The following is a 26,225-nucleotide window of genomic DNA, read 5'->3' as shown; positions in this document are numbered from 1 at the left end:
AGGAGCATCAAAATGGCTTACTCGGACAAAGTACTCGATCACTACGAAAACCCGCGCAACGTGGGTGCTTTCGACAAGGGTGATGAAACCATCGGCACCGGCATGGTCGGCGCGCCTGCCTGCGGCGACGTGATGAAACTGCAGATCAAGGTTGGCGCCGATGGCCTGATCGAAGATGCGAAATTCAAGACCTATGGCTGCGGTTCGGCTATCGCGTCGAGCTCGCTGGTGACCGAATGGGTCAAGGGCAAGACCCTGGACCAGGCGCTGGCGATCAAGAATACGCAGATCGCGGAAGAACTGGCGCTGCCGCCAGTGAAGATCCACTGCTCGATCCTGGCGGAAGACGCCATCAAGGCAGCCGTACTGGATTACAAGACCCGCCATCCGGCAGCGGCCTAAGTTTGCATCCTGTCCCGGCCGTGAGGCCGGGCAGGCGCGGAGAACTACATGATTACACTGACCGAAAAAGCGGCGAAACACATCAACCGTTATATCGAACGGCGCGGCAAGGGCATGGGCTTGCGCTTCGGCGTGCGCACTACCGGTTGCTCGGGCCTGGCCTACAAGCTCGAATATGTCGATGAAGTGGCGGAAGAGGACAGCGTCTTCGAATCGCACGGCGTCAAAGTGTTCGTCGATCCGAAAAGCCTGCCGTATATCGACGGCACGGAACTCGATTTCGCGCGCGAAGGCTTGAACGAAGGCTTCAAGTTCCACAATCCGAATGAAAAAGATGCCTGCGGCTGCGGCGAGAGTTTCCGCATCTAAGACGCAAGCAGGACCCCGGTCGGTGCCGCTGTACTCATCGATTGAGGCACAGCGACCACTGACCATTATGCAAAACCACTTTGAATTATTCCAGTTGCCGGCGCAGTTTGCGCTGGACCTGGGCGCGCTCGACGCCGCTTACCGCGACGTACAGGGCAAGGTACATCCGGACCGCTTCATCAATGCCAGCAGTGCGGAAAAACGTGTCGCCATGCAGTGGGCGACGCGCGCCAATGAAGCGTATCAAACCCTGAAAAGCCCGCAAAAGCGCGCGCAATACCTGTGCGAGCTCCATGGCGTCGATTTGCAGACGGAGTCGAACACGGCCATGCCGGTCAGCTTCCTGATGCAGCAGATGGAATGGCGCGAGGAACTGGGCGATGCGCGGGCCGGCAAGGACGCCGACGCGCTCGACGCCCTGGACCGCCAGTTGCGCGGGGAACGCAAGACCCTGCTGGCCCAGGTGGGCGCCCAGCTCGACGCGGCCGACTATGTGAATGCGGCGCAAAGCGTGCGCGCCCTGATGTTCCTCGACAAGTTCGGCGAAGAAGTCAGGTTTGCCTTCGAGGCCATCGAAGCCTGAAGCGTGAGTTTCACCCGCGCCTTATAATGCGCGCTACCGTTTCAAAGGCGTGATGTACATGGCAAGCGCAGTATCACGCAAAAAATTTATCGAGGCACGAATACAATGGCACTTCTGCAAATCTCCGAACCAGGCATGTCGACCGCGCCGCACCAGCACCGCCTGGCCGTCGGCATCGACCTTGGCACCACCAATTCCCTGGTTGCGACCGTCCGCAACAGCATTCCTGAAGTGCTCAACGATGAAGACGGCCGCTCCCTGCTGCCGTCCGTGGTGCGCTATCTGCCGAACGGCCACGCCAACATCGGCTACAAGGCCCTGGCCGCGCAAACCACCGACCCGAAGAACACCATCGTTTCCGTCAAGCGTTTCATGGGACGTGGCCTGGCCGACATCGCCTACGCGGAAAACCTGCCCTACGATTTCCAGGATACGCCTGGCATGGTGCAGCTGAAAACCGTGGCCGGCGTGAAAAGCCCGGTCGAAGTGTCGGCGCAAATCCTGGCCACCCTGCGCCAGCGCGCGGAAGATTCGCTGGGCGACGACCTGGTCGGCGCCGTGATCACCGTGCCCGCCTATTTTGACGATGCGCAACGCCAGGCCACCAAGGATGCGGCCCAGCTGGCCGGCCTGAACGTGCTGCGCCTGTTGAGCGAGCCGACTGCCGCCGCCATCGCTTATGGCCTCGATAACGCCTCCGAAGGCGTGTACGCCGTGTACGACCTCGGCGGCGGCACGTTTGATATTTCGATCCTGAAGCTGAGCAAGGGCGTGTTTGAAGTCTTGTCCACCGGCGGCGACTCGGCCCTGGGCGGCGACGATTTCGACCGCCGCCTGTTCTGCTGGATCAGCGAACACGCCAAGCTGGCGCCGCTGTCCGATGAAGATACGGCGATCCTGCTGGTCAAGGCGCGCGAAATCAAGGAATTGCTGTCGACCAAGTCGGAAACCACCATCGACGCCAAGCTGAATTCGGGCGAGGAAATCCATTTGCGCATCACGGCCGAGGAATTCGCCGCCATGACGGCGCACCTGGTGGTCAAAACCATGAGCGCCATCAAGAAAGCCTTGCGCGACGCCAATGTCGACGCAGACGACGTCGATGGCGTGGTAATGGTGGGCGGCGCCACGCGCATGCCGCATGTGCAGCGCGCTGTCAGCGAATATTTCCATACCACCCCGCACGCCAATATCGATCCCGATAAGGTGGTGGCGCTGGGCGCGGCCATCCAGGCGAACTTGCTGGCGGGCAACCGGGCGGCTGGCGATGACTGGTTGCTGCTGGACGTGATCCCGCTGTCCCTGGGCATCGAGACCATGGGCGGCCTGGTGGAAAAAATCATTCCCCGCAATTCGACGATTCCGTGCGCCCGCGCCCAGGAATTCACGACCTTCAAGGATGGCCAGACGGCGCTGGCCGTGCACGTGCTGCAGGGCGAGCGCGAACTGGTCAGCGATTGCCGTTCGCTGGTGCGCTTTGAATTGCGCGGCATTCCACCGATGGTGGCGGGCGCCGCGCGCATCCGCGTCACGTACCAGGTCGATGCGGACGGCTTGCTGTCGGTGTCGGCGCGCGAATTGCGCTCGGGCGTGGAAGCGTCGATCAGCGTCAAGCCGGCGTATGGCCTGGAAGACGACGAGATCGCGCGCATGCTGCAGGATTCCTACACCTCGGCCGACGTCGACATGGTGGCGCGTGCCTTGCGCGAAGAGCAGGTGGAAGCGGAGCGCATCCTGCTGGCCACGCAATCGGCGCTGGACGAAGACGGCGCCTTGCTCGACGTGGCCGAACGCGCCGCTGTCGATGGCTTGATGGCCCAGGTGCGCCAGGCGATAAGCGACTCGCAAAGCGGCGCCGTCGATCACCAGGTCTTGAAGCGCGTGATCGAAGCGCTGGCCGACGGCACCGAAGAATTCGCCTCGCGCCGCATGGACCGCAGCGTGCGCAGCGCCCTGACGGGCAAATCGCTGGACCAGGTAGCCCAATAATTGAAGAGTGCAGTGCGCCAGCCCATGCCGGCGCGCTCCGAATGACAGACTGAAAGAAGACACCATGCCACAAATCGTTATCCTGCCTCACGCCAAACTGTGCCCGGACGGCGCCGTGATCGAGGCGCCAGCCGGCAAGTCCATCTGCGACATCCTGCTGGAAAACGACATCGACATCGAGCACGCTTGCGAAAAATCATGCGCTTGCACCACTTGCCACGTGCTGGTGCGCGAAGGCATTGCTTCCCTGAACGAAGCGACGGAACTGGAAGAAGACATGCTGGACAAGGCCTGGGGCCTGGAAGCCGTATCGCGCCTGTCCTGCCAGTCGATCGTCGCCGAGGAAGACCTCGTCGTCGAAATCCCGAAATACACGATCAACCAGGTCAGTGAAGGCAGCCACTAATATGGCCACGACGATGAAATGGTCCGACATCACGGCGATTGCCGAGGCCCTGTACGATGCGCACCCGGATATCGATCCCTTGACCGTGCGTTTCACCGACCTGCATAACTGGGTGGTGGAACTGGACGGCTTCGACGACGACCATACGCGCGGCGGCGAAAAAGTGCTGGAAGCCATCCAGATGGCGTGGATCGATGAAGCGCGCTAAGGGCGCGGCGCCCGCCGCTAACGTGGTCGCTGCACCGAAGGACGTCATCACGGCCGCCAGCAACATGCCCGAGATCAAGGATGGCCAGTCGATTGCATTGCTGCAGGAGTTGCATATCCTGACGCGCGATGGCAAGATGAACCAGGACAGTCGCCGCAAGCTGAAACAGGTGTATCACCTGACGCAGTTCATCGAGCCGCTGCTGCGCGAAATACAGCAGGATCATCCCGGTGTTTCCCTGGTGGATCATGGCGCCGGCAAGTCCTATCTCGGTTTCATCCTGTACGACCTGTTCTTCAAGAACGGCAATGATGGCTCGCATATCTACGGCATCGAGACGCGCGAAGAGCTGGTGCAGCGCTCGCAAGAGCTGGCGCAGAAATTCAAGTTCCCCGGCATGTCCTTCCTGCCGCTGTCGGTGGCCGAATCGACGGAATCGAACTTGCTGCCCAAGCAGATCGATATCGTCACGGCCTTGCATGCGTGCAACACCGCTACCGATGACGCCATCCATTTTGCCTTGAAGAAAAAGGCGAAATTCATGGTGCTGGTGCCGTGCTGCCAGGCAGAAGTCGCGTCCGTGCTGAAAAAGAACAAAGGCAAGAGCCTGGGCAAGAACGTCTTGACGGAACTGTGGCGCCACCCGCTGCACACGCGCGAGTTCGGCAGCCAGATCACCAACGTGCTGCGCTGTTTGCAGCTGGAAGCCCATGGCTACCAGGTCAGCGTGACGGAACTGGTGGGCTGGGAGCATTCGATGAAGAATGAGCTGATCATCGCCAGCTACAAGAATCTGCCGCGCCAGCGTCCGACCGAGCGCCTGCAGGAAGTCTTGCAGACGCTGGGCCTGGAAGAGATGGGCCACCGTTTCTTTGCCGAGGAATTGGCCAAGGCAAACGCCTGACCCCAAAGTCGGGTAGGTCGGCTTAGCGCAGCGTAAGCCGACAATCAGCAACAAGTAGGGAGGAGCGGGTCGGTTACAATACCGGCTTTCTCCTCCCTTAGCTTTTGCGCATCCCCATGACCACACCAATTGATATGCCCACCGTTCGCCTGGCCAAGCGCCTGGCTGAAGACTTGCCCTGTTCGCGCCGTGAGGCCGAGCTGTATATCGAGGGCGGCTGGGTCACGGTCGATGGTGAGCTGGTCGAGGAGGCGGGTGCGCGCGTGTCCGACAAGCAGGAAGTGCTGCTGCTGCCCAACGCCACCCTGGAAGAAATGCCGCCAGTCACCATCCTGCTGCACAAGCCGGCCGGTTTCAATGCGGGCATCGGCAAGGATGGCAAGCCTGCGCTGGCATGTTTACAGCCGGAAGCTTTGTTTATGCCTGAGAACGTGCCGGCCAGCGCCGTACAGCGTTTCCTCAAGCGCCACCTGATCGGCCTGACGATCACCAATCCGCTCGACACCATGGGTTCCGGCCTGGTGGTGTTCACGCAGGATTTCCGCGTCGCCCGCAAGCTGGTCGATGAAGCGAAAACGGTGGAGCAGGAATTCATCGTGGAAGTGGCGGGCCAGATTGCCGACAACGGCCTGGCCTTGCTCAATCACGGCCTGCCTTTCAATGGCAAACCTTTGCCACCGATCAAGGTCAGCTGGCAAAACGAAACGCGCCTGCGCTTCGCCCTGAAAAACGTGCAGCCGGGCCAGATCGCCCATATGTGCCGCATGGTGGGCCTGGACGTGGTGGCCATCAAGCGCCTGCGCATCGGCCGCATCCCGATGGGCGCCATGCCTGTCGGCCAATGGCGTTATCTGCTGGGCTTCGAGCGTTTCTAAAGGGGCGCCTGCATATGCCGCTCGGCAAAGCTTTTCCATAGCCGTTCGGCAATGCGCAGGGCGATGGCGTCGGCTTTTTCCTGCAGCGCCAGGTTGCCCATGCCCTCAGTGGTGGCAAAGAACAGGGTCAGCCAGCGGCGAAACAAACAGGGCGTGAGATTGTCCATGCGCGCATGCTGCGCCAGTGGCTTGCCGTGGTAGCGCATGGTGCCGCGCAGCAAGCCAGACCAGAAATCGACCAGGGTCGCCAGATGGGCGTCCCAATCCTTGACCTCGGCGGCAAACACGGGACCCAGCATGGCGTCGTCGCGCGCGGCCGCATAAAAAGTGTGGACCAGTTGAACGACTTCGTCTTCGGTGCAGACATCCAGGCGCGTTTCGTGGAGGTCGCTATGGGGCAGGGGAGAGATAGACATGGTGACATCATGATCGCCCACGTCTACCCGGTACTTCAATGATGCAGATCAAGTCCTGTTAAAACTTCTACTCAGGCAGCTGCTTTCCTGGACTTCTTGACGGGCGCGGGCAGTTGCACGATCTGCGTACCCAAAATCTTGTCATGCAGGAATTGGCCATTGCCTGTGAACAGGGCCGTGGCCGACCAGGCCAGGATGCCGATACCCAGGGCCGACAAGGCTGCCCAGTGCTGCAAGTCCAGCACATACGACACCAGCAGCGCGGGCAGCAGCCACATCCATGCCAGGATGTAGCGGTAGGCGGCGATGCGCAGCGGCACGTGGGCATGGCCCGGCAGCACCACCTTCAGGCGCCAGGTCTTCATGGCCAGGGTCTGGCCTTCGCGGCTCCATTGATGGATGAAATAGGCGCCCATGACGAGGAAAGCCAGGCATTGGCGCATATGTTCGGTCAAGGGCGTATGGGCGCCTTGCACGGCCAGCTCAAACAGTAAAAAGGGCAGGAACAGCACGGCCAGTGCCAGCAGCGACTCGTACACCATGGAAATCAGGCGGCGCTTGATCGTGGGGATGGCGTTGCTGCTGGCGGCTGGTGTGCTATTTGGCATTGGTGGGCGGTGGCGTAGGCGTAGCAGGGGGAGGCGCGACGGGCGCGGCGGCAGCCGGATCGGCCAGCGGCACGGCGGCTGCCGGTGCGGGCGCAGGAGCCGGTGCAGCAGCCGGGACCAGCGGCGCTGCCACTGGCGCGCCAATGGCGTTCATGACTGGCGCGGCAGGTGTCATGATCACGCCAGGATGAACCGGCAGCAATTTGTTGGCCGGTTTTTTCGGCACGGGTTCGGCCGCCAGTTTTTTCTTTTGCTCTTCCGGCAACTGCTGGTATTGCTCCCATTGCAGGGTTTTTTCACCGGGATCGATGCGTTTGGCGCGTGCATAGTTTTCACGCACCATGCGGCGTTGCTCAGGAGTCAGCTTGATCCACTCGCGCATGCGTTCATGCACGCGCGCCTGCTCGTCGGGTTTCATGGAGGCAAAGCGGTTGGCGATGTCCAGCCATTTCTGCTTGCGCAATGCCGACAGCTTGTTCCATTCGCCGGCCAGCGGCGCCAGCGCTTCCTGTTGCGGATGCGACAGATTGACCCACAGGGGATTGTCGGTGGATTTTGCCGTGCCGCCCTTGCCGGCCGTGCGCGGCACGCCGGGCTTGCCAGTGCTGGCAGGCGCCGTGGCGGAAGCGGCCGCCGAGGCGGTGCTAGCTGCCGGCGCCGCTGGCGGCGCCGAAGAGTGGTTGCTGAACCAGGCGACACCGGCCAGGGCGCAGGCGCCCACGCCGATGCCGGCGGCCAGCAAGCCTTTGCGTACGCTGTTACCGGCCATGCTTATTGCTCGCGTTTCGTCAGGTAGGCATTGAAGCCATGGTCCATGTAGGCGGACAGGGGCAGTTCGTCCGACAGCACGGCCGCGTCGAGTTCAGCCAGTTCGGCCACGCGCTGTTCCTGTTCAAACTGATAAATGCCCGTCAGGCCAGCTACCAGCAGCAGCAGCGGGATGATCACGCTCATGCGCGTCAGCCAGGCCATCGGTTCTGCAAAGAAATGGGTGGCGATGCCGGCCAGCACGTTCTGGCGTGCCAGCACCTTGGCGGGGGCGTCTGCCTTCTTGCGCGATAAGGCTGCTTTGCGTGCCAATGCCAGGCGATCGGTGGTCGATGCGGGCAGGTCGTCGAGTTTTTCGTTTAGTGCGTGGCGCACTTTGTAAGCGAAATTGAGATCGTCGGTATTCATAGTTTTATTCCCTTGGCTTTCAGCGATTCGGCGAGCGTGTGCGTAGCTCTTGAGCAATGTGTTTTCACGCTGCCTTCGGAGCAACCCATCGCTTCCGCTGTTTCAGCCACATCCATGTCCTGCCAATAACGCATGAGGAACGCTTCGCGTTGACGCGCGGGCAGTTTTTGTACCTCTGCATCGATCAAATCGAGTATCTGTGCGCGTTCGACCTGATCGGCCGAAGATTCTGCGGCGCTGGACCCCTGTTCTGCTTCGTAAGTATCAAGTAATTCAAAATCTTCATGCTCGTCGCCGGCCGGTTTCATGCCTGAAAACAGGCTGACCCAGGTGTTGCGCACCTTTTCGCGGCGGAAATAATCGAGGATGGTGTTCTGCAGTATGCGCTGAAACAGCATGGGCAGTTCGGCGGCGGGTTTGTCGCCGTACTTTTCGGCCAGCTTGATCATGGCGTCCTGCACGATATCGAGTGCTGACTCTTCCTTGCGGACCGCGTAGGCGGCCTGCTTGAAAGCGCGCCGCTCGACATTTTCTAGAAAGTCGGATAATTCTTTGTCTGTTGCCATGCGGTATGGGGCGAGCTAGCGGCTGCGTGTGCTGTGGGCTGAAGGGAAGGCGGGTATGCTTTTTGTAAACTGAGCGCATGCTAGCAAAAAATGTGCGTTTCCGCATGATTTTTCCATATGAAGTGCGCAAAATGTAAAAGCTAATGACATTTTCCTTGACCGTAATGGTGCGACGCGATAACGTATGGGACGCTTTGAATACCCCAAAGCCCCATGGTCAGGTCGCACCCGGCACACAACGCCAGCCGCGGCCAGACGCGCTTTCATTTGTAGGCAGTTTGTTCTAACCCGCGCCACAAGCGCGAGAGGTTCGCACAGGCGCCACAGAAACTCCGGCCAAACGAGTTGCGTTAAGCGTTGTTTTGTAAGGTATCTATGGGTGCCCAAAGAAATGTCGTGACCGCATGAAAAGGGAAGCAGGAGCACTGTCGCGCACGGCGTACTTCGTCAGGAAAGAACATCCGATCAATCTCCAATGGACCTTGAAAGGAATGTTTCATGAATACCGAAGCAACAATACCGATTACCGGCGCAGAAATTGTCGTGCGCTGTCTGGCTGAAGAGGGCGTCGAGCACGTCTTTGGATATCCGGGCGGAGCCGTACTCTACATCTACGACGCCATCTTTCAGCAAAATAAATTCCAGCATATCCTGGTACGCCACGAGCAGGCCGCCGTGCACGCTGCCGATGCCTATTCGCGCAGCTCGAACAAGGTTGGCGTCGCCATCGTGACTTCCGGCCCCGGCGTGACGAATGCCGTCACGGGCTTGTCGACCGCGTACATGGATTCGATCCCGATGGTGGTCATTTCCGGCCAGGTGCCCAGCCACGCGATTGGCCAGGATGCCTTCCAGGAATGCGACACGGTCGGCATCACGCGCCCGGTGGTCAAGCACAACTTCCTCGTGAAGGATGTCAAGGACCTGGCGGCGACCATCAAGAAAGCTTTCTTTATTGCCAAGACGGGCCGTCCCGGTCCCGTGCTGGTCGATATTCCGAAAGATATCAGCATGCATAAATGCCATTTCGACTATCCGAAGGAAGTCGAAATGCGCTCTTACCGTCCGGTCGACAAAGGCCATTCGGGCCAGATCCGCAAGGCCGTGCAATTGCTGCTGCAGGCAGAGCGCCCGATGATCTACACGGGCGGCGGCGTGATACTGGCGAATGCAGCCCCCGAACTGAACAAGCTGGTGGACCGCCTGGGTTTCCCGTGCACCAACACTTTGATGGGACTGGGCGCCTACCGCGCGTCGAGCGAGCAGTTTGTCGGCATGCCCGGCATGCACGGCACCTATGAAGCGAACATGGCGATGCAGAACTGCGACGTGCTGATCGCCATCGGCGCCCGTTTCGACGACCGCGTGATCGGCAACCCGAAACATTTCGCCTCGCACCCGCGCAAGATCATTCACGTGGACATCGATCCATCGTCGATTTCCAAGCGCGTAAAAGTCGATATTCCCATCGTTGGCAACGTCAAGGATGTGCTGATCGAATTCCTGGCACAACTGGACGCGGCGGAAGCCAAGCCGAATGTCAATGCGCTATCGAACTGGTGGAAACAGATCGCCGAATGGCGCGGCCGCGATTGCCTGAAATATCCAAGCTCGGACCTGGTCATCAAGCCGCAATCGGTGGTGGAAAAAGTGTTCCAGATCACCAAGGGCGACGCTTTCATCACCTCCGACGTGGGCCAGCACCAGATGTGGGCCGCGCAATATTATCGTTTCGACAAGCCGCGCCGCTGGATCAATTCCGGTGGCCTGGGCACCATGGGGGTCGGCTTGCCGTACGCCATGGGCGTGCAGATGGCCAATCCGGACGCCACCGTCGCCTGCATCACGGGCGAAGGCTCGATCCAGATGTGTATCCAGGAGCTTGCCACGTGCAAGCAGTATCACCTGACGCCGAAGATCATCATGCTCAACAATCGTTTCCTGGGCATGGTGCGCCAATGGCAAGAGATCGATTACGGTTCGCGTTATTCCGAGTCCTACATGGATTCGCTGCCCGACTTTGAAAAGCTGGCCGAAGCGTATGGCCACGTGGGCATGAAGATTGAAAAACCGGGCGACGTCGACGGCGCCCTGAAAGAAGCGTTTGGCTTGAAAGACAGGCTGGTGTTCATGAACTTTATTACGGACCAGTCCGAAAACGTGTGGCCCATGGTGAAAGCCGGCAAAGGCCTGTCCGAAATGATGCTCGGATCGGAGGACCTGTAATCATGCGCCATATTATTTCTGTCTTGCTGGAAAACGAAGCGGGCGCCCTGTCGCGCGTGGTGGGCCTGTTCTCGGCACGCGGCTACAACATCGAAACATTGACTGTAGCGCCGACCGAAGATGCTACCCTGTCGCGCATGACCATCGTCACCAGCGGTTCCGACGACATCATCGAGCAAATCACCAAGCACTTGAACCGCCTGATCGAGGTAGTCAAAGTGGTGGATTTGACCGAGGGCCAGCACATCGAACGTGAGTTGATGCTGATCAAGGTACGGGCCGTGGGCAAGGAGCGCGAGGAAATGAAGCGCACCGCCGATATCTTCCGTGGCCGCATCATCGACGTCACCGAAAAAACGTATACGATTGAGTTGACCGGCAACAAGGTCAAGCTCGACGCCTTCATCGATTCCATCGACCGCGCCGCCATCCTGGAAACCGTCCGCACGGGCGGCTCGGGCATCGGCCGCGGCGAGCGCATCCTGAAGGTGTAAGAAAAGCATATTGCAGCAGCCGCACCCCATACAACGCATTTACAAAATATAGGAAATACCATGAAAGTTTTTTACGACAAAGACGCCGACCTCTCCTTGATCAAGGGTAAAAACGTTGCCATCATCGGCTACGGTTCGCAAGGCCATGCGCATGCGCAAAACCTGAACGATTCGGGCGTCAACGTCACCGTCGGCCTGCGCAAGGGCGGCTCCTCGTGGAACAAGGTTGAAAAGGCCGGCTTGAAAGTGGCGGAAGTGAACGACGCCGTGAAAGCAGCCGACGTCATCATGATCTTGCTGCCAGATGAAAACATCGCCCAGGTCTACAACGAAAACATCGCCCCGCACGCCAAGCAAGGCGCCGTGCTGGCCTTCGCCCACGGTTTTAACGTGCATTACGGCCAGGTCGTGCCACGCGCCGACCTCGACGTGATCATGGTTGCGCCGAAAGCACCAGGCCACACCGTGCGCGCCACCTACACCCAGGGTGGCGGCGTGCCGCACCTGATCGCCGTGTACCAGGATAAATCGGGCATCGCCCGCGATATCGCCCTGTCCTACGCTTCGGCCAACGGCGGCGGCCGTGCCGGCATCATCGAAACGAATTTCCGTGAAGAAACCGAAACCGATCTGTTCGGCGAACAAGCCGTGCTGTGCGGCGGCGCCGTGGAGCTGATCAAGGCCGGTTTTGAAACCCTGACCGAAGCCGGCTACGCACCAGAAATGGCCTACTTCGAGTGCCTGCACGAATTGAAACTGATCGTTGACCTGATCTATGAAGGCGGTATCGCCAACATGAACTACTCGATCTCGAACAACGCCGAATACGGCGAATACGTGACGGGCCCGAAAGTGGTCACCTCGGCCACCAAGGAGGCGATGCGTCAATGCCTGAAAGACATCCAAACGGGCGAATACGCGAAGAGCTTCATCCTGGAAAACAAGGCAGGCGCACCGACCCTGATCTCGCGCCGCCGCCTGACGGCCGAGCACCAGATCGAAGAAGTGGGCGCCAAACTGCGCGCCATGATGCCCTGGATCGCCAAGAACAAAATGGTCGACCAGTCGAAGAACTAAGTTACTTTAGTTCAAAGCAAGAAAAAGCCGGCATTTGCCGGCTTTTTTTCGTCTGTGTGGCCCGGCGTGGCAGCCAGCCAGCGGCACGAGGCTGATCAAAAGGAGCGTGCCTGGTTCGCGCTTTCCATGGCTTCGGCTGCATCGAAAATATGCGCCAGCGCCTTTTCCATGGCGGCGGCAGTCGCATCGCCGCTCTGGTTGGTGATGATGAAAACCCCCAGCTGATAGCGGGGAATGACGTAGGCATAGCTTTGCGCGGCTGGCACGCCGCCATGGTGCACATAATGCGTGCCCAGCTGGCGATTGGCGCCGATGTTCCAGAAATAGCCTATGCTGAAGTCGTCCTGAAAGCGCACCAGCGGCTTGTGCGATTCGATGACCGCCGGGTTGGCGCTCAATTGCAGGCGCAGGTACTTCGCCATATCCGGCATGGTCGACTTCAGGTTGCCGGCTGCCCCCCAGGGCAGTTGCGGCATCGGTGTCGTCCTGACGGGATTGTCGCTGTGGTAGCCGGGCGCCAGCCGGCCGGCATCGCTGGCCGTGATGCTCAGCCGGGTATCGTGCATGCCGGCTTCGCGCGCGATGAATTGCGTGAGCAGGACGTCATACGGCAACCCGTAGATTTTTTCGAGCGTGTGCGCAATCAGTTCGGTGCCGGCACTTGAATAGGCGTAGTCCTTGCCCAGCGGACCTTTGATGCTGACTGTGTGCAAGTCTTGCCAGAATTGCTGTTGTCCGTAGTTGGCGTAGGCTGCATTGAGTTTGGCCGGCGTGGCGTGTGCAGGGAAATCCTTCAAGATGGTGTTCACCTGCAATGGCAGCATGCCCGGCATATTGCTGGTGTGCGTGATCAAATGGCGCAAGCGAACAGGCTGTCCCTGCGACTGCAGGTTAGGGTAGGCGGCTGCCAGGTACTGTTGTATGGGATCGTCGAGCGCCGCCTTGCCGTCAAGCACGGCATTGGCCAGTAACAGGCCAGCAAAAGTTTTGCTGACGGAGCCGATTTCATACAGCGTCGTATCGTTCGGCGGATTGGCTTTGCCGGTCTCCAGCTCACCCTGGTGCAGAATGAATTCCTTGCCGCGGTAAACCACGGCAATCGAGGTCGCGTGCAGCAGCGGTGACTGCAGCAGGGTGGCCGCGGTCTGGCGCATTGCGGCAGGAATGTCATGCGCAGGCGCCGTGGCTGCGGGCTTGCAGGCTGCCAGCACCAGTGTCATGCCAGTCATGATTGCGGCGAGTTTGGTCATCATGCGCACCATCCAGGGGGGACTGGCATTCTCGCATAATGGCTTCAGCGGTGATGGAAAAAAGTCACTTGTCTGGTTTTTCAGACAGGGGCCTGGCTTTTTCTTGTGTGCACGTTTCTCGCTGGGCTCCTGTCTTTCTGTATTGCTATATAATGCCGCCCTTCCTTTGCAGTGTCATCGCTCACTGCATCTGTTTCGGTTTCTGCCGACCGCAACGCGCATCACCGCTTTCGTAGCACGCCAGGCGCGCATTCATGCGCCGCTTGCGCAACCAGAAGGACTCCTATGACTGACCGTATTACCGCCACAGTGCCTGGACAGGGCGCTGCTGATATTTCTATTTCCAATTCAAATCGCCTGCCCGTGGCCGGCTTGCTGGCGCTGGCCATGACCAGTTTTATCGCTATCTTGACTGAAACTTTGCCAGCCGGCCTGTTGCCGCAGATCGCACAAGGCCTCGGCATATCCGAAGTGATGACGGGCCAGCTGGTGACCGTGTATGCGATCGGCTCGATCCTGACGGCGATTCCGCTGACGGCCCTGACCAGCGGCTGGCGCCGGCGCCACGTGCTGCTGCTGGCCGTGGGCGGCTTTCTGGTTTTCAATACTGTCACGGCCCTGTCGCCGCATTACCTCGTGACCCTGGTCTCGCGTTTCCTGGCTGGCATGGCCGCCGGGCTGGCCTGGGGTTTGATGGCCGGCTATGCGCGGCGCATGGTGCCGGTGGAACAGCAGGGCAGGGCGATGGCGATCGCCATGATCGGTACGCCCCTGGCCCTGTCGCTCGGGGTGCCGCTGGGCACCCTGATGGGTGGCGTGCTGGGTTGGCGCAGCATCTTCGGCATCATGTCGGGCCTGGCGGTGGTGCTGGTCGCCTGGGTCTTGCTGGCCGTGCCTGATTATCCGGGGCAAAAAGATGGCGAGCGCCTGAGCATACGGCAAGTGTTCATGACGCCCGGCGTGCGTCCCATTTTGTGCGTGATCGTGGCGTGGATGCTGGCGCACAATATCTTGTACACCTATATCGCGCCCTTCCTGGCGCCGTCGGGCTTGCGCAGCCGGGTCGACCTGGTGCTGCTGGTGTATGGCGTGGGGTCGCTGGCCGGTATCTGGCTGGTCAGCCAGCTGATCGACCGCTGGCTGCGCAAGATGGTACTGGGCAGTATCGCCGCTTTCGCGCTGGTGGTGGTGGTCCTGGGCCTTGCGATGGACTCTCCCGCCGTGATCTATATCAGCATGGTGATCTGGGGCATGACCTTTGGCGGCGCAGGCACCTTGCTGCAAACGGCGTCGGCCGATGCGGCCGGCGATGGCATGGACGTGGCGCAGGCAATGGTGGCGACCATCTGGAACGTGGCGATTGCGGGCGGCGGCCTGGCGGGTGGCATGTTGCTCGACGGCTATGGCGCGCAGGCGTTCCCGTGGGCCATGCTGGGCTTGCTGTTGATCGCCCTGGTCATTGCCTGGCGCGCCCGCGCTCACAGCTTTAGGCCAGGCCGGCGTACGGGAGGCGTAGTTGCCGGGCACTGATGTTATTTAAAATAACACCGTTATGAGATGTGAGAAAATGTGACGGGCGAGGGCAGTTTGTGACGATTTGTTAATTTGCGCCACGGGAATTGTTGGGGCGGTAGAATCTACACACTTTGACAAGTTTTAACGGGCAAGCGCGAGGGTTTGTCACCTCCATTTGCTCTTGTCAATCACACACATTATCGAGGAGCACCCCTATGACCGTCATGAAATCCGTCCTTGTTGCCGCCGCTGCCACCGTTGCCCTGGGCGCGCAAGCGCAAACCCTGCCGACGACCGGCACCCTGGTGGTGGTGCCTGCTTACGGCGAAGTCAAGCATGCCAATGACCAGGTGGTTGCCACCCTGGCCATCGAAGAGCAGGACAAGGACAAGGCGGCTGCCGCCTCGCGCGTCAACCAGAAGATGAACAAGGGTGTGGCCATCGTCAAGCAGGCTGACCCGCAAGCCGTGCTGAAATCGTATGGCTATTACACCTACCCTGTCTACCCGGAAGAGCGTCCGCTGCCAGCCGGCGCCGTCGCCAAGCCGCGCGTGCCGACTGCCTGGCGGGTGGGCCAGTACCTGGAAGTGACGACCAGCAACCTGACCAATCTGCCGAAGACGGTTTCCGCCGCCCAAGGCGTGCTGACTTTGAACGGCTTGAATTTCGGCCTGAAACCGGACACCATCCGCCTGCTGGACGATCAGCGCATTGCCGCCACGTATAAAAACCTGAACGAGCGCATCGCTTCGATTGCCCGCGCCATGGGCCGCAACGTGTCCGACGCCGTGCTCGATACGGTCGATTTCGAAGGTTCGGGCAGTTACGCCAATGAAAGCCGTCCGGCTGCTGCACCGATGATGATGCGCGCCGCCAAGATGGCCGATGACAGCGCCGTTGCCGAACCAAGCTTCGAGCCAGGCGAAACCACGCTCGATATGCGCGTGGTTGGCAAGGTCAAATTCAAGTAATTCATGTAAATCTGCGCGCCGCGCCTTGCGGCCGCGCTGTAGTATTCCGATAAAGCCATGGGGTCGGCAGCATCACCCCATGCGCGTCCACGTTCCAGAAATCCGAGGAGAAATAGATGACCGTCATGAAAACGATGCTGGCTGCGGCCGCCCTGGCCACCGCTACCTTGTCCGCCCAGGCGCAAAGCCTGCCTACCTCCGGCGCGCTGGTGGTAGTGCCTGCGAATGGCGAAGTGGTGCATGCGAATGACCAGGTGACCGTGACCCTGGCCATCGAAGAGCAGGACAAGGACAAGGCCGCTGCCGCTTCGCGCGTGAACCAGAAGATGAACCAGGGCGTCGCCATCGTCAAGCAGGCCGACCCGCAAGCCGTGCTGAAAACCCAGGGTTATTACACCTATGCCGTGTACCCGGAAGTGGCGCCATTGCCAGCCGGCAGCGTTGCCAAGCCGCGCGTGCCGACCGGCTGGCGCGTGGGCCAGTACTTGCAGGTAACGACCACCAATCTGGCCGCCTTGCCGAAAACTGTTGCGGCAGCGCAATCCGTGCTGACCCTGAACCGCTTGAACTTCGGCCTGGCTCCCGCCACCGTGCGCAAGCTGGACGACCAGCGCATCGCCGCTGCGTATCAAAACCTGAACCAGCGGGTGGCTGCGATTGCCGCCGCCATGGGCCGCAACCTGAATGATGCCGTGATCGACACCATCGATTTTGAAGGCTCGGGCAACTTTGCCCAGCGTCCCACGCTGATGGCGGCGCGTTCCGTCAGCGCCGATGCGATGGCGTATGGCGGCCAGCAGGTGGCGGAACCGAGCTTCGAGCCCGGTGAAACCACCCTGAACATGGGGCTGGTAGCCAAGGTGAAGTTCAAATAAGGTTCAACTAAGCACTTGAATATGGGTGCAATGTTGTCAGCTTGATGCCGCCGTGCTTTTCTTTGGCGGCCGCTCCTCTATAATGGCAGCATAGTCTGGCAGTGGCGCAGAGCTACTGCCAGCGATTCGGCATCGCTTATTTTGCAGTACACAAGAAATGGAACAACATGGCAAACTTCCCCCGTCGTAGAGGCAAGAACGGCACACCCGCAGTCTCCAAAGCTTCCCGCTTCAGCAAATTCGCGCGCCAGCCGGTCGCCGATGGCGCGGGCAAGAAAACCTTGCGCCGCCGGGGAATCTATCTGTTGCCCAATGCATTTACGACGGCTGCCCTGTTTTGCGGTTTCTACGCCATCGTGATGGCCATGAACCAGAAATTCGAACACGCGGCCTGGGCCATCTTCATTGCCATGATCCTCGATGGGCTCGATGGCCGCATCGCCCGCCTGACCAATACCCAGAGCGAATTCGGCGCCCAGTACGACAGCCTGTCCGACATGGTGTCCTTCGGCGCCGCGCCGGCGCTGGTGATCTATGAATGGTCGCTGCGCGGCATGGGCAAGCTGGGCTGGCTGGCCGCCTTCGTGTATTGCGCCGGCGCCGCCTTGCGCCTGGCCCGCTTCAACACGAATATCGCGGTGGTCGACAAGCGCTTCTTCCAGGGCTTGCCCAGCCCGGCGGCGGCCGCCATGATCGCCGGCTTCATCTTGCTGATGAACGACCTGCAAGTGTCCGGCAACCAGCTGGCCTGGGTGTCGTGGGTGATCGCCCTGTTCGCCGGCCTGACGATGGTCACCAACGTGCCGTTCTACAGCTTCAAGGATGTGAACTTCCGCAAGTCCGTGCCCTTCATTGTGGTCTTTTTGCTGGCGCTGTTCTTTGCGCTGATCTCGATCGATCCGCCGAAAGTCTTGTTCCCCATCTTTGTAACCTATGGCTTGTCCGGCTACGCCGTGTTTTTCTGGCGCATGGCCAAAGGCAAGCCCGTCAGCATTATCCAGACCGACCATTAAGATGGAGTAGCGTGGGTCGGTAGCATAGCCAGTCTTCAGCCAGGAGCAGCCATGAACGCCAGCAACCGACCCGGTAACCGACTCATCATCTTTGACACCACCTTGCGCGACGGCGAGCAATCTCCGGGCGCCTCGATGACGCGCGAAGAAAAGCTGCGCATCGCCCGCCAGCTCGAACGCATGCAGGTCGATGTGATCGAAGCGGGCTTCGCGGCGGCTTCGCCCGGCGACTTCGAGGCGATACGGGCGATTGCCGGCGCCGTGCGCGAGTCCACCATCTGTTCCCTGTCGCGCGCGAATGAGCGCGACATCGCCCGCGCCGCCGAAGCCTTGGCGCCCGCCGGGCGCAAGCGCATCCACACGTTTATCGCCACCTCGCCGCTGCACATGCAGATGAAGCTGCGCATGACGCCCGAGCAAGTGTTGCTGCAGGCGCAAAACGCCGTGCGCTATGCGCGCCAGTTTACGGATGACATCGAATTCAGCCCCGAAGACGGCAGCCGTTCCGATGAAGATTTTCTATGCCGCGTGCTGGAAAGCGTGATCGCCGCAGGCGCCACCACCATCAATTTCCCCGATACGGTCGGTTATGCCGTGCCCGAAGTGTTTGGCAACACCATCAAGCGCTTGCGCGAGCGCATCCCGAATGCCGACAAGGCCATCTGGTCGGTGCACTGCCACAATGACCTGGGGCTGGCCGTGGCCAATTCCCTGGCCGGCGTCATGATAGGCGGCGCGCGCCAGATCGAGTGCACCATCAATGGCCTGGGCGAGCGGGCCGGCAACACGGCGCTGGAAGAAGTGGTGATGGCGCTGCGCACCCGCGCCGCCTATTACAACTTGACGGTAGGCATCGATACCACGCAAATCGTGGCGGCGTCCAAAATGGTCGCGCAAATCACGGGCTTTGCCGTGCAGCCGAACAAGGCGGTGGTCGGTGCGAATGCGTTTGCGCACGCTTCCGGCATCCACCAGGACGGCATTTTGAAGGCGCGTGAAACCTACGAAATCATGCGCGCCGAAGACGTGGGCTGGACCGCCAACAAGATCGTGCTGGGCAAGTTGTCGGGCCGCAATGCCTTCAAGCAGCGCTTGCAGGAACTGGGCATCAGCCTGGAGTCCGAGGCCGAGGTGAACGCCGCGTTCGGGCGCTTCAAGGAGCTGGCTGACCGCAAGGCCGAGATTTTCGATGAAGACATCCTGGCCCTCGCCAGTGCAGGAGAGCAGGCGCAGGAGAGTGAGTACTACCGTTTTGTTTCACTGACGCAGCAATCGGCGACGGGTGCGGTGCCGCATGCCGCGGTGGTATTCCTGCTTGGCGCCGAGCAGCGCAGCTGTGAAGGGCAGGGCGATGGGCCGGTCGATGCGACCGTCAATGCGATTGAAAGCGCGGTTGCCAGTGGCGCTGAGCTGGTGCTGTTTTCCGTCAACGCCATCAGCACGGGCACGCAGTCGCAAGGGGAAGTGACGATGCGCCTGTCGCGCGACGGGCGCATCGTCAATGGGGTGGGGGTGGACGCCGACATCATCGTGGCCGCCGCCAAGGCTTATCTGGCGGCGCTCAACAAGCTGCATGCGAAAGATGAGCGCATCGACCCGCAGCCTTGAAAACATCCTGCCGCAGCGCGTGGCCGCGGCAGGCAGTGCTTACGGACGGACGGGGACTTTGCTGCGATAGCGGATCGATGCCTGGGTGGTCACGCCGGCGCAGTTGTCATCGACATCGATGGCGATGCTGGCGGGCTGGCCGTTGCTGTCGAACGTATATTCGCGCACGATGAAGCTGCCCGTGCTCTTGCCCTTGCAATCATCATCGCCGACCCAGCCGTAGCCAGTCACGCCGCTGGTGTTGCCGGGGCCGTAGCTTGCCGTCAGGCCTGCTTGCCAGGTCTGGTTGCCTGGCAGGGTAATGAGGAAATTGCGCTCGCGGCTGGACATGATTTCGGTGGTGTTATCCGAGTAGTAGCGGGCGTAGGCGAATTCCGTGGCGCTGGCGTCGCTTTCAATCACCAGGTCGCCTTTGCCGATACGGTAGGTGTACAGCAGCGCTTGCGAAAAATCAGTCAGCACCTGGATCGCCAGTTGCTGCGTATCCGTTTCGCCAGCGGCGTTGCTTACCTGCAATTCGATGGTGGACACGCCCTTGCTGCTGGCCGGACCCGTGACCGTGATGCGTGCTGCCGTGGTGCTGTCGAGCGTCAGCGTCGGGCCGGAGATCTGGCGCCAGCGGATACTGTTGACGGGCTGGCCATTGGCCGATGAGGCGCTGGCATCGAGGGTCAGGCTGGCACCCGCGCCCAGCAGCAATGGCGCTGCATTATTGGTGCCGATCACGGCGCGGATGCTTTGCTTGACTTGCACGGCGCCGCCAGGCGGGCTGATGGAATTGCCGGTGGCATCGCGCAGCGGGTAGGTGGCGCTGTCGTCAAAGCTCAGCTGGTAGGTGACGCCGGGCACGAACTGACTGGCAGGGCGCACGATCAGGATGGCGCCCTGGTAGCTGACATTGGCTGCGATGGTGCCGAAGCTGCCATCTTGCGGCCGGAAGAAGACGTTGCCTACTGGCAAGGTTTGCAGCGGGCGCGAATAGACCCACGACAGGCTGCCAGTACCAGGCGCGACATTCGTCAGGTCGGGCGCAATCAGCAGCGACAGGCCGCTTTGCGTGGCCGGCTTGATGTCATATTTGGCCAGGCCTGCATTTTGCGGCAGCCAGGCGCCGCTGCTCCACAGATAGCTGGCGGCCGCTGCCGGGATGCTGGTCAACGGGGTATTGCCCAGCACGACGTCCAGGTCGCTGCTATCGGCGACCGGGCGCACGCGCAAGCCCGCCTTGCTGTCGCTGGCGCCCGTCAGCAGCAATTCGCCGGCGTCGGGCAGGGTGTCGAACCAGGACGTCCATGGCGTGGTCGTGCTGATGTCCAGGCTGCCGCCCAGGATTTCGCTGGCCAGGTGGTAGCGCAGGCTGGTGGTGGCGCGCGCGGTGTCGATGCGCAATTCGTGCTGCGCTTCAAGCAATGTCACGGTATCGCTCCTGGTGGTCTTGCTGGCGCTGTCGGTCACGGAAATGACCAGCGGCTGGCTGTCGGAATAGGTGCGCAGCAGCTTGGAGAGATTGACGTTCGCGTAGTCAAAGCGCACGTTGCCGCTCAGGTTCTGGCGCGCGCCGCCGCTGCTTTCGGCAAATCCCGGCGCAAAACTGATGGTGCCGCTCAATTGCTGGCCATTGGGCGGCGTGGCGTAGGCCACGTTGATGGTGCCGTCCAGGGTGACGTCGACCTCTTTCAGATAGCAATTCACATACGTCACGCTGAGCTTGTCGCCGGCGCTCACGCCGTGGCTGCCATCGGCGTCGGTGAAGGTGGCGCTCTGGCTGCCGCCATTGCTGCACGCCTTGGGCAAGGTGGCGCTATCGCTGAAGCCTGCGCTCCAGTCGACCACGGTTTGCGCCATGCCCAGGGTCACGACGCCATAGCCAAACGCCTGCGGCGGGGCCGACCTGGCGTTGCTGCTGGTCAGCAGCAATGGTGTATTGGCGTTCGAGGCGGGAGGCGTGACAGGCGGCGTCACTGGTGGCGGCGTGCCTGGAAAGGCGGGATCGCTTGCACCGCCGCCACCACCGCCACAGGCGGTGAGTACGGCGACCAGTATCAGGGAAAGGGGCAGGGCGGGACGGACAAAGCGGCTGGGGTGGCTCGGTGCTTGCGGCATCTTTTTCTTTCGGTACGGTTGATTTGTGCGGCCTCTTTCTAGTAGCTTGATATAGATGGGCCAGTACTTGCTTGTAGACTTTACACAATGTTTCCATGTGGAAACTACCGCATTCTAGCATCGAGAATATTGCCTTGCAGCATCTTTGTTGAAAAAAACAGCAGCGCCTCAAAAGCGTTTTAATTCCTTGTCCGGGTCCGGGCCATTGAGCATCATGCGCACGATGCCTGCATCGTCAAAATGCACATGCATCATGGAATCCCAGGCGCCCGATTCCTTGTAGCGGTAAGACCAGACATGCAGCTTGCTCAACGACAAATACGATTTTTCCGTTGGCCGGCCCAGCAGGTGCAGCACGTCCTGTTCATTCGAGACGCCTATCTGGACCCGTCCGAAAGCTGGCGTATCGAGCACCTGTTCATAGGAGAGCAGGCGGTCATCAAGGCCGAAACGGGCCATGAAGGTGGTCTGGCCCCAGGGGCCGTTGGCGTATTCCAGTTCCGGCCCGGTGGCCAGCTGGTAAACATTGGTGGGCTGGCCCAGGCGCGCTTCCACGGCGGCGCGCGTGTCGCCCGGTTGCGGTGGCGGACTGCGCCAGCTGGCGCAGGCGCTCAGCAGGATGGCGATGGCAAGTGTTGTAAATTTGCGTATTGTTTTCATGGTCGGACTCCTTAAAAGACGGCGAAATCCTATCATGCGCTGATAAAAGCCTGCACGGCAGGATACAGGCGGGCATTTTTCCGATATACTTGCGCGTCTGGTTTTCAATTTGAGCCAGAATTCTTTTAATGTAGTTCACGGTGTATAGGGTGAAGACTCTGCGCACCGCATGTGAAAGGTTTATCATGACAGTAGAAAACATCAACAAAGCCGCTATCATCGCGGACAACGCACGTGGTCAAAACGACACCGGCTCCCCTGAAGTGCAAGTTGCACTGCTGACCGCTCGTATCAACGAACTGAACGGCCACTTCAAAGCCCACTCGAAAGACCACCACTCCCGCCGCGGCCTGATCATGATGGTCAACCGTCGTAAGAGCCTGTTGTCCTACCTGAAGGCTAAAGACGCTACCCGTTATCGCGACCTGATCGCTAAACTTGGTCTGCGCAAGTAATTTTTGCCGCACAAGGTTTATACAGAAATGCCTGCGCCAGTTCGCTGACGCGGGCATTTTGTCATTTGAAATTCCGAATTCGTTTCACTGAGTACCGTATTCGCAGTGAAATAGCATGTTTGAAAAGTAAAGTAGTGTAGTAAAGGTGGCAGTACTCATGCCGCCTGTGGTGAGGTGAACGACAGCCCCTGAAAATCTGTCGGCAAATAGAAAAGGGATACCCCATGTTTAATAAAGTTACGAAAACCTTCCAATACGGTCAACACCAGGTAACGCTGGAAACGGGCGAAATCGCCCGTCAGGCATCCGGCGCAGTCATGGTGTCGATCGAAGATACCGTCGTTCTGGCAACGGTGGTGGCACGGAAAGATGCCAAGCCAGGCCAGGATTTCTTCCCTTTGACGGTGGATTATGTTGAGAAAACCTATGCTGCCGGTAAAATCCCGGGCGGTTTTTTCAAGCGCGAAGGCCGTCCTTCCGAAAAAGAAACACTGACTTCCCGTCTGATCGACCGTCCTATCCGCCCGCTGTTCCCGGAAGGCTACCTGAACGAAGTGCAAGTGATCATTCACGTGCTGTCGGTCAACCCTGAAATCGATCCGGACATCGCCGCCATGATCGGCGCTTCGGCTGCCCTGTGCGTATCGGGTGTGCCGTTCAACGGTCCTATCGGCGCCGCGCGCGTTGGTTACGCGAATGGCCAGTACATCCTGAACCCGACCGTTCAGCAACTGAAAACCTCGCAAATGGACCTGGTCGTTGCCGGTACCGAAACGGCCGTGCTGATGGTGGAATCGGAAGCGCAGCAACTGTCCGAAGAAATCATGCTGGGCGCCGTGGTGTATGGCCACGACCAGATGAAAGTCGTGATCGACGCGATCCACGACCTGGTGCGTGACGGCGGCAAGCCGGAAGTGGAATGGGCGCCTGCGCCGAAAAACGAAGCACTGATCGCCCGCGTCGCGCATTTCGCCAACGCCAAGATCAATGATGCGTATCAAACCAAGGATAAGCAAGAACGTACCGCCAAGCTGAAAGCGGCGACCTCGGAAGTGATCGCCGACCTGACGGCTGAAGCCGCTGCCAACGGTGGCGCCGCCATCGACGCCGCAGAAGTAAACAACATCCTGTTCGAGATCGAAGCGAAAATCGTCCGTACGCAAATCCTGGACGGCGAGCCACGCATCGACGGCCGCGATACCCGCACCGTGCGTCCGATCTCGATCCGCACCAGCGTGCTGCCACGCACCCACGGTTCTGCCCTGTTCACGCGCGGCGAAACGCAGGCGCTGGTAGTGGCGACCCTGGGTACGGCCCGCGACAGCCAGAAGATCGATGCGCTGATGGGCGAGTTCACCGATTCGTTCATGCTGCATTACAACATGCCTCCGTTCGCCACCGGCGAAACGGGCCGCGTCGGTACGCCTAAACGCCGCGAAATCGGCCACGGCCGCCTGGCCAAGCGCGCGCTGATCGCCGCCTTGCCGGCAGCCGAAGAGTTCAGCTACTCGGTGCGCCTGGTGTCGGAAATCACCGAATCGAACGGTTCCTCGTCGATGGCGTCGGTATGCGGCGGCTGCCTGGCACTGATGGACGCCGGCGTGCCGATGAAAGAACACGTGGCCGGTATCGCCATGGGCCTGATCAAGGAAGGCGGCAAGTTTGCCGTGTTGTCCGACATCCTGGGCGACGAAGATCACCTGGGCGACATGGACTTCAAGGTAGCCGGTACCCGCAACGGTATCACCGCGCTGCAGATGGACATCAAGATCATGGGCATCACCAAGGAAATCATGCAAGTGGCGCTGGCGCAAGCCAAGGAAGGCCGCGAGCACATCCTGGGCGAAATGCAAAAAGCCATGCCGCACGTCAAAACCGAACTGTCCGATTTCGCACCGCGTCTGATCACCATCAAGATCAACCCGGAAAAAATCCGTGACGTGATCGGCAAGGGCGGCGCCGTGATCCGCGCGCTGACCGAAGAAACCGGCACCCAGATCGACATCAGCGACGAAGGCGTGGTCACCATCGCTTCCGTCGATGCTGCTGCCGGCCAGGAAGCCAAGCGCCGCATCGAAGAGCTGACCGCGTCGGTCGAAGTGGGCAAGACCTACGAAGGCACCGTGCTGAAACTGCTGGACTTCGGCGCCATCGTGCAAGTCATGCCAGGCAAGGACGGCTTGCTGCACATCAGCCAGATCGCCAACGAGCGCGTCAACGCCGTGGCCGACTACCTGAAAGAAGGCCAGCTGGTGCGCGTGAAAGTACTGGAAACGGACGACCGCGGCCGCCTGAAACTGTCGATGAAAGCAGCGGAAGGCAGCGAAGCGCCAGCCGCTTAAGTTCGCCTGATGGCGGCCTTGGCCGCTAGATGATCAAAACCGCCAGCGCGCCAGCCCTGGCGGTTTTTTTGTGGCTCTGTCCTCGTTAAATAGGGGAACCTGTATGCAAAGCTGAGGTCTGACTGATCAGACTAGCCAAGCAGGGAGGCCATCATGTTGCAAACGCAATGGCAGGCATTCATCGCGCAGTTTGTGGCACTGTCCCGGCGGCAACGCCTGGACAGCGTAGAAATTCTGAGCGGCACGCCGCCCGAGCAAGCGGCTGTCGCGCTGATCGAACGCACGGCCCAGGCACGCCTGTGTTGCCCGGCGTGCCACTCGCGGCATCTGCACCGGCACGGCCAGGCCAACGATCTGCAGCGTTATCGCTGTGTGCCTTGCGGCAAGACATTCAATGCGCTGACGGGCACGCCCCTGGCGCATCTGCGTCACAAAGCTTTGTGGCTGCAGTATGCCGATTGCCTGCTGAGCTCGGATTCAGTGCGCAAGGCTGCCCAGCAACTGGGCATCCATCGCAATACCAGCTTTCGCTGGCGCCATCGTTTCCTCGCGCTGGCAAAAAACGACCGGCCGCGCTGCCTGCATGGCATCACCGAAGCCGATGAACTGTATCTGCTGGAATCGGAAAAAGGCGCGCGCCATTTACGGCGTCCGGCACGCCGGCGTGGTGGATCTGCCCGGCAGCGCGGCATTTCCAGCGAACAGGTCTGCATCCTGGTGGCGCGCGACCGCACCGGGCAAACCGTCGACTTCGTCACAGGCAAGGGCCAACTGACGAAGCAGCAACTGCTGTATTGCTTGCCGCCCGTGATCGACCGCGACATCCTGCTGGTAACCGATGGCCATGCTGCCTATTCCGCGTTTGCCCGGGAAACGGGCATCAGCCATCAAGCCGTCGTCAACTTGCGTGCCGGCATCCGCGTGCGCGGCGCGGTCCACGTGCAGAACGTCAACGCATATCACAGCCGCTTGCGGGGATGGCTGCGCATCTTTCATGGCGTGGCCACGCGTTATCTACCGAATTACCTGGGCTGGCGCTGGATACTCGATGCCAGGCGCATCCTGTCGGCTGAAACATTATTGAAGGCAACCTTGGGAGAGTTCCCACATCTGACGGTGACATAGCCTTTTTTG

General features: G+C 60.3%; 27 protein-coding genes. 19 read left to right on the top strand and 8 right to left on the bottom strand.

The features are described 5' to 3' along the window. The first annotated feature begins 12 nt into the window (after positions 1 to 12). From iscU to ACL9RI_RS09445, 8 genes are all read left to right on the top strand, one after another. Positions 13 to 402 (top strand): Fe-S cluster assembly scaffold IscU, encoded by a 390-nt coding sequence (iscU, locus tag ACL9RI_RS09480; RefSeq protein WP_102122353.1) that lies wholly within the window; start codon positions 13 to 15, stop codon positions 400 to 402. Positions 403 to 450: 48 nt separating this feature from the next. Beyond that, a complete protein-coding gene (iscA, locus tag ACL9RI_RS09475; protein WP_183676050.1) occupies positions 451 to 771 on the top strand; it encodes an iron-sulfur cluster assembly protein IscA in 321 nt (106 codons plus the stop codon). Positions 772 to 838: 67 nt separating this feature from the next. Further along, positions 839 to 1,354: a Fe-S protein assembly co-chaperone HscB gene (gene hscB / locus ACL9RI_RS09470; protein WP_422726319.1), complete on the top strand. Its 516-nt coding sequence runs from the start codon at positions 839 to 841 to the stop codon at positions 1,352 to 1,354. A gap of 105 nt (positions 1,355 to 1,459) precedes the next feature. Then, positions 1,460 to 3,343: a Fe-S protein assembly chaperone HscA gene (gene hscA / locus ACL9RI_RS09465; RefSeq protein ID WP_422726318.1), complete on the top strand. Its 1,884-nt coding sequence runs from the start codon at positions 1,460 to 1,462 to the stop codon at positions 3,341 to 3,343. A 64-nt stretch (positions 3,344 to 3,407) separates the two neighbouring features. Further along, the gene (fdx, locus tag ACL9RI_RS09460) at positions 3,408 to 3,749 is read left to right on the top strand and encodes an ISC system 2Fe-2S type ferredoxin (RefSeq protein WP_183676053.1); all 342 of its coding nucleotides are present in this window, start codon (positions 3,408 to 3,410) and stop codon (positions 3,747 to 3,749) included. 13 nt (positions 3,750 to 3,762) lie between these two features. Continuing rightward, positions 3,763 to 3,957 (top strand): Fe-S cluster assembly protein IscX, encoded by a 195-nt coding sequence (iscX, locus tag ACL9RI_RS09455; protein ID WP_422726317.1) that lies wholly within the window; start codon positions 3,763 to 3,765, stop codon positions 3,955 to 3,957. Next, on the top strand, positions 3,944 to 4,861 hold the full coding sequence (locus tag ACL9RI_RS09450) for a class I SAM-dependent methyltransferase (protein ID WP_422726316.1): 918 nt from the start codon (positions 3,944 to 3,946) through the stop codon (positions 4,859 to 4,861). Before iscX ends, ACL9RI_RS09450 begins: the two co-directional genes overlap by 14 nt. A 116-nt stretch (positions 4,862 to 4,977) precedes the next feature. Continuing rightward, positions 4,978 to 5,736 carry an rRNA pseudouridine synthase gene (locus ACL9RI_RS09445; protein WP_422726315.1) on the top strand — a complete coding sequence of 253 codons (759 nt, stop codon included), beginning with the start codon at positions 4,978 to 4,980 and terminating at the stop codon, positions 5,734 to 5,736. Here ACL9RI_RS09445 and ACL9RI_RS09440 read toward each other — a convergent pair. From ACL9RI_RS09440 to ACL9RI_RS09420, 5 genes are all read right to left on the bottom strand, one after another. Next, positions 5,733 to 6,152, bottom strand: a complete 420-nt coding sequence (locus ACL9RI_RS09440; protein WP_422726314.1) for a group III truncated hemoglobin — start codon at positions 6,150 to 6,152, stop codon at positions 5,733 to 5,735. The genes ACL9RI_RS09445 and ACL9RI_RS09440 overlap by 4 nt on opposite strands. A gap of 71 nt (positions 6,153 to 6,223) precedes the next feature. Next, entirely contained in the window at positions 6,224 to 6,760 is a 537-nt protein-coding gene (locus ACL9RI_RS09435; RefSeq protein ID WP_422726313.1) for an RDD family protein, read from the bottom strand. Further along, positions 6,750 to 7,529, bottom strand: coding sequence for a DUF3106 domain-containing protein (locus tag ACL9RI_RS09430; RefSeq protein WP_422726312.1), 780 nt, complete (start codon positions 7,527 to 7,529; stop codon positions 6,750 to 6,752). Before ACL9RI_RS09430 ends, ACL9RI_RS09435 begins: the two co-directional genes overlap by 11 nt. A 2-nt stretch (positions 7,530 to 7,531) precedes the next feature. Further along, positions 7,532 to 7,936, bottom strand: a complete 405-nt coding sequence (locus ACL9RI_RS09425) for a DUF3619 family protein (protein ID WP_422726311.1) — start codon at positions 7,934 to 7,936, stop codon at positions 7,532 to 7,534. Next, on the bottom strand, positions 7,933 to 8,502 hold the full coding sequence (locus tag ACL9RI_RS09420) for an RNA polymerase sigma factor (RefSeq protein ID WP_183676059.1): 570 nt from the start codon (positions 8,500 to 8,502) through the stop codon (positions 7,933 to 7,935). The genes ACL9RI_RS09425 and ACL9RI_RS09420 overlap by 4 nt, the downstream gene beginning before the upstream one ends. Before the next feature lie 498 nt (positions 8,503 to 9,000). Here ACL9RI_RS09420 and ACL9RI_RS09415 point away from each other — a divergent pair, with 498 nt between their 5' ends. The 3 genes from ACL9RI_RS09415 to ilvC are packed head-to-tail and all read left to right on the top strand — an operon-like array spanning position 9,001 to position 12,299. After that, positions 9,001 to 10,728, top strand: a complete 1,728-nt coding sequence (locus tag ACL9RI_RS09415) for an acetolactate synthase 3 catalytic subunit (RefSeq protein ID WP_422726310.1) — start codon at positions 9,001 to 9,003, stop codon at positions 10,726 to 10,728. Between the two features lie 2 nt (positions 10,729 to 10,730). After that, positions 10,731 to 11,222 carry an acetolactate synthase small subunit gene (gene ilvN / locus ACL9RI_RS09410; protein WP_038493839.1) on the top strand — a complete coding sequence of 164 codons (492 nt, stop codon included), beginning with the start codon at positions 10,731 to 10,733 and terminating at the stop codon, positions 11,220 to 11,222. 60 nt (positions 11,223 to 11,282) lie between these two features. Next, a complete protein-coding gene (gene ilvC / locus ACL9RI_RS09405) occupies positions 11,283 to 12,299 on the top strand; it encodes a ketol-acid reductoisomerase (RefSeq protein ID WP_422726309.1) in 1,017 nt (338 codons plus the stop codon). 95 nt (positions 12,300 to 12,394) lie between these two features. On the opposite strand, the gene ACL9RI_RS09400 is transcribed toward ilvC, so the two are convergent. After that, a complete protein-coding gene (locus ACL9RI_RS09400; RefSeq protein WP_422726308.1) occupies positions 12,395 to 13,552 on the bottom strand; it encodes a serine hydrolase domain-containing protein in 1,158 nt (385 codons plus the stop codon). A 282-nt stretch (positions 13,553 to 13,834) separates the two neighbouring features. Here ACL9RI_RS09400 and ACL9RI_RS09395 point away from each other — a divergent pair, with 282 nt between their 5' ends. From ACL9RI_RS09395 to ACL9RI_RS09375, 5 genes are all read left to right on the top strand, one after another. After that, entirely contained in the window at positions 13,835 to 15,079 is a 1,245-nt protein-coding gene (locus ACL9RI_RS09395; protein WP_422726307.1) for an MFS transporter, read from the top strand. Positions 15,080 to 15,279: 200 nt separating this feature from the next. Next, positions 15,280 to 16,035, top strand: coding sequence for an SIMPL domain-containing protein (locus ACL9RI_RS09390; RefSeq protein WP_422726306.1), 756 nt, complete (start codon positions 15,280 to 15,282; stop codon positions 16,033 to 16,035). Positions 16,036 to 16,151: 116 nt separating this feature from the next. Next, the gene (locus ACL9RI_RS09385) at positions 16,152 to 16,910 is read left to right on the top strand and encodes an SIMPL domain-containing protein (RefSeq protein WP_422726305.1); all 759 of its coding nucleotides are present in this window, start codon (positions 16,152 to 16,154) and stop codon (positions 16,908 to 16,910) included. A 167-nt stretch (positions 16,911 to 17,077) separates the two neighbouring features. Next, positions 17,078 to 17,923: a CDP-diacylglycerol--serine O-phosphatidyltransferase gene (gene pssA, locus ACL9RI_RS09380; RefSeq protein ID WP_422726304.1), complete on the top strand. Its 846-nt coding sequence runs from the start codon at positions 17,078 to 17,080 to the stop codon at positions 17,921 to 17,923. 51 nt (positions 17,924 to 17,974) lie between these two features. Continuing rightward, positions 17,975 to 19,531 (top strand): 2-isopropylmalate synthase, encoded by a 1,557-nt coding sequence (locus ACL9RI_RS09375; protein ID WP_422726303.1) that lies wholly within the window; start codon positions 17,975 to 17,977, stop codon positions 19,529 to 19,531. Between the two features lie 39 nt (positions 19,532 to 19,570). On the opposite strand, the gene ACL9RI_RS09370 is transcribed toward ACL9RI_RS09375, so the two are convergent. Further along, positions 19,571 to 21,634 (bottom strand): PKD domain-containing protein, encoded by a 2,064-nt coding sequence (locus ACL9RI_RS09370; RefSeq protein ID WP_422726302.1) that lies wholly within the window; start codon positions 21,632 to 21,634, stop codon positions 19,571 to 19,573. 168 nt (positions 21,635 to 21,802) lie between these two features. Continuing rightward, positions 21,803 to 22,294, bottom strand: coding sequence for an outer membrane protein assembly factor BamE domain-containing protein (bamE, locus tag ACL9RI_RS09365; RefSeq protein WP_422726301.1), 492 nt, complete (start codon positions 22,292 to 22,294; stop codon positions 21,803 to 21,805). Positions 22,295 to 22,479: 185 nt separating this feature from the next. On the opposite strand from bamE, the gene rpsO reads away from it, so the two are divergent. The 3 genes from rpsO to ACL9RI_RS09350 all read left to right on the top strand — a co-directional run bounded on the left by rpsO (position 22,480) and on the right by ACL9RI_RS09350 (position 26,216). After that, positions 22,480 to 22,749 carry a 30S ribosomal protein S15 gene (rpsO, locus tag ACL9RI_RS09360; protein ID WP_010399743.1) on the top strand — a complete coding sequence of 90 codons (270 nt, stop codon included), beginning with the start codon at positions 22,480 to 22,482 and terminating at the stop codon, positions 22,747 to 22,749. A 224-nt stretch (positions 22,750 to 22,973) separates the two neighbouring features. Further along, a complete protein-coding gene (gene pnp / locus ACL9RI_RS09355; RefSeq protein ID WP_422726300.1) occupies positions 22,974 to 25,091 on the top strand; it encodes a polyribonucleotide nucleotidyltransferase in 2,118 nt (705 codons plus the stop codon). A 153-nt stretch (positions 25,092 to 25,244) separates the two neighbouring features. Beyond that, complete coding sequence (locus ACL9RI_RS09350; protein WP_422726299.1) at positions 25,245 to 26,216, top strand: IS1595 family transposase; 972 nt, start codon at positions 25,245 to 25,247, stop codon at positions 26,214 to 26,216. The last annotated feature ends 9 nt before the right edge of the window (positions 26,217 to 26,225 follow it).

Source organism: Janthinobacterium sp. Mn2066 (genome assembly GCF_049319705.1).
GTDB lineage: Bacteria > Pseudomonadota > Gammaproteobacteria > Burkholderiales > Burkholderiaceae_D > Janthinobacterium.
Note: the sequence above shows the minus strand (reverse complement) of the source record. Positions and strands in the feature narration are given on the sequence as shown.

Coding starts and splice junctions, on each gene's coding strand:
- iscU (WP_102122353.1), top strand. CDS start 13: ATGGCTTACTCGGACAAAGTACTCGATCACTACGAAAACCCGCGCAAC.
- iscA (WP_183676050.1), top strand. CDS start 451: ATGATTACACTGACCGAAAAAGCGGCGAAACACATCAACCGTTATATC.
- hscB (WP_422726319.1), top strand. CDS start 839: ATGCAAAACCACTTTGAATTATTCCAGTTGCCGGCGCAGTTTGCGCTG.
- hscA (WP_422726318.1), top strand. CDS start 1,460: ATGGCACTTCTGCAAATCTCCGAACCAGGCATGTCGACCGCGCCGCAC.
- fdx (WP_183676053.1), top strand. CDS start 3,408: ATGCCACAAATCGTTATCCTGCCTCACGCCAAACTGTGCCCGGACGGC.
- iscX (WP_422726317.1), top strand. CDS start 3,763: ATGAAATGGTCCGACATCACGGCGATTGCCGAGGCCCTGTACGATGCG.
- ACL9RI_RS09450 (WP_422726316.1), top strand. CDS start 3,944: ATGAAGCGCGCTAAGGGCGCGGCGCCCGCCGCTAACGTGGTCGCTGCA.
- ACL9RI_RS09445 (WP_422726315.1), top strand. CDS start 4,978: ATGACCACACCAATTGATATGCCCACCGTTCGCCTGGCCAAGCGCCTG.
- ACL9RI_RS09440 (WP_422726314.1), bottom strand. CDS start 6,152: ATGTCTATCTCTCCCCTGCCCCATAGCGACCTCCACGAAACGCGCCTG.
- ACL9RI_RS09435 (WP_422726313.1), bottom strand. CDS start 6,760: ATGCCAAATAGCACACCAGCCGCCAGCAGCAACGCCATCCCCACGATC.
- ACL9RI_RS09430 (WP_422726312.1), bottom strand. CDS start 7,529: ATGGCCGGTAACAGCGTACGCAAAGGCTTGCTGGCCGCCGGCATCGGC.
- ACL9RI_RS09425 (WP_422726311.1), bottom strand. CDS start 7,936: ATGAATACCGACGATCTCAATTTCGCTTACAAAGTGCGCCACGCACTA.
- ACL9RI_RS09420 (WP_183676059.1), bottom strand. CDS start 8,502: ATGGCAACAGACAAAGAATTATCCGACTTTCTAGAAAATGTCGAGCGG.
- ACL9RI_RS09415 (WP_422726310.1), top strand. CDS start 9,001: ATGAATACCGAAGCAACAATACCGATTACCGGCGCAGAAATTGTCGTG.
- ilvN (WP_038493839.1), top strand. CDS start 10,731: ATGCGCCATATTATTTCTGTCTTGCTGGAAAACGAAGCGGGCGCCCTG.
- ilvC (WP_422726309.1), top strand. CDS start 11,283: ATGAAAGTTTTTTACGACAAAGACGCCGACCTCTCCTTGATCAAGGGT.
- ACL9RI_RS09400 (WP_422726308.1), bottom strand. CDS start 13,552: ATGATGACCAAACTCGCCGCAATCATGACTGGCATGACACTGGTGCTG.
- ACL9RI_RS09395 (WP_422726307.1), top strand. CDS start 13,835: ATGACTGACCGTATTACCGCCACAGTGCCTGGACAGGGCGCTGCTGAT.
- ACL9RI_RS09390 (WP_422726306.1), top strand. CDS start 15,280: ATGACCGTCATGAAATCCGTCCTTGTTGCCGCCGCTGCCACCGTTGCC.
- ACL9RI_RS09385 (WP_422726305.1), top strand. CDS start 16,152: ATGACCGTCATGAAAACGATGCTGGCTGCGGCCGCCCTGGCCACCGCT.
- pssA (WP_422726304.1), top strand. CDS start 17,078: ATGGCAAACTTCCCCCGTCGTAGAGGCAAGAACGGCACACCCGCAGTC.
- ACL9RI_RS09375 (WP_422726303.1), top strand. CDS start 17,975: ATGAACGCCAGCAACCGACCCGGTAACCGACTCATCATCTTTGACACC.
- ACL9RI_RS09370 (WP_422726302.1), bottom strand. CDS start 21,634: ATGCCGCAAGCACCGAGCCACCCCAGCCGCTTTGTCCGTCCCGCCCTG.
- bamE (WP_422726301.1), bottom strand. CDS start 22,294: ATGAAAACAATACGCAAATTTACAACACTTGCCATCGCCATCCTGCTG.
- rpsO (WP_010399743.1), top strand. CDS start 22,480: ATGACAGTAGAAAACATCAACAAAGCCGCTATCATCGCGGACAACGCA.
- pnp (WP_422726300.1), top strand. CDS start 22,974: ATGTTTAATAAAGTTACGAAAACCTTCCAATACGGTCAACACCAGGTA.
- ACL9RI_RS09350 (WP_422726299.1), top strand. CDS start 25,245: ATGTTGCAAACGCAATGGCAGGCATTCATCGCGCAGTTTGTGGCACTG.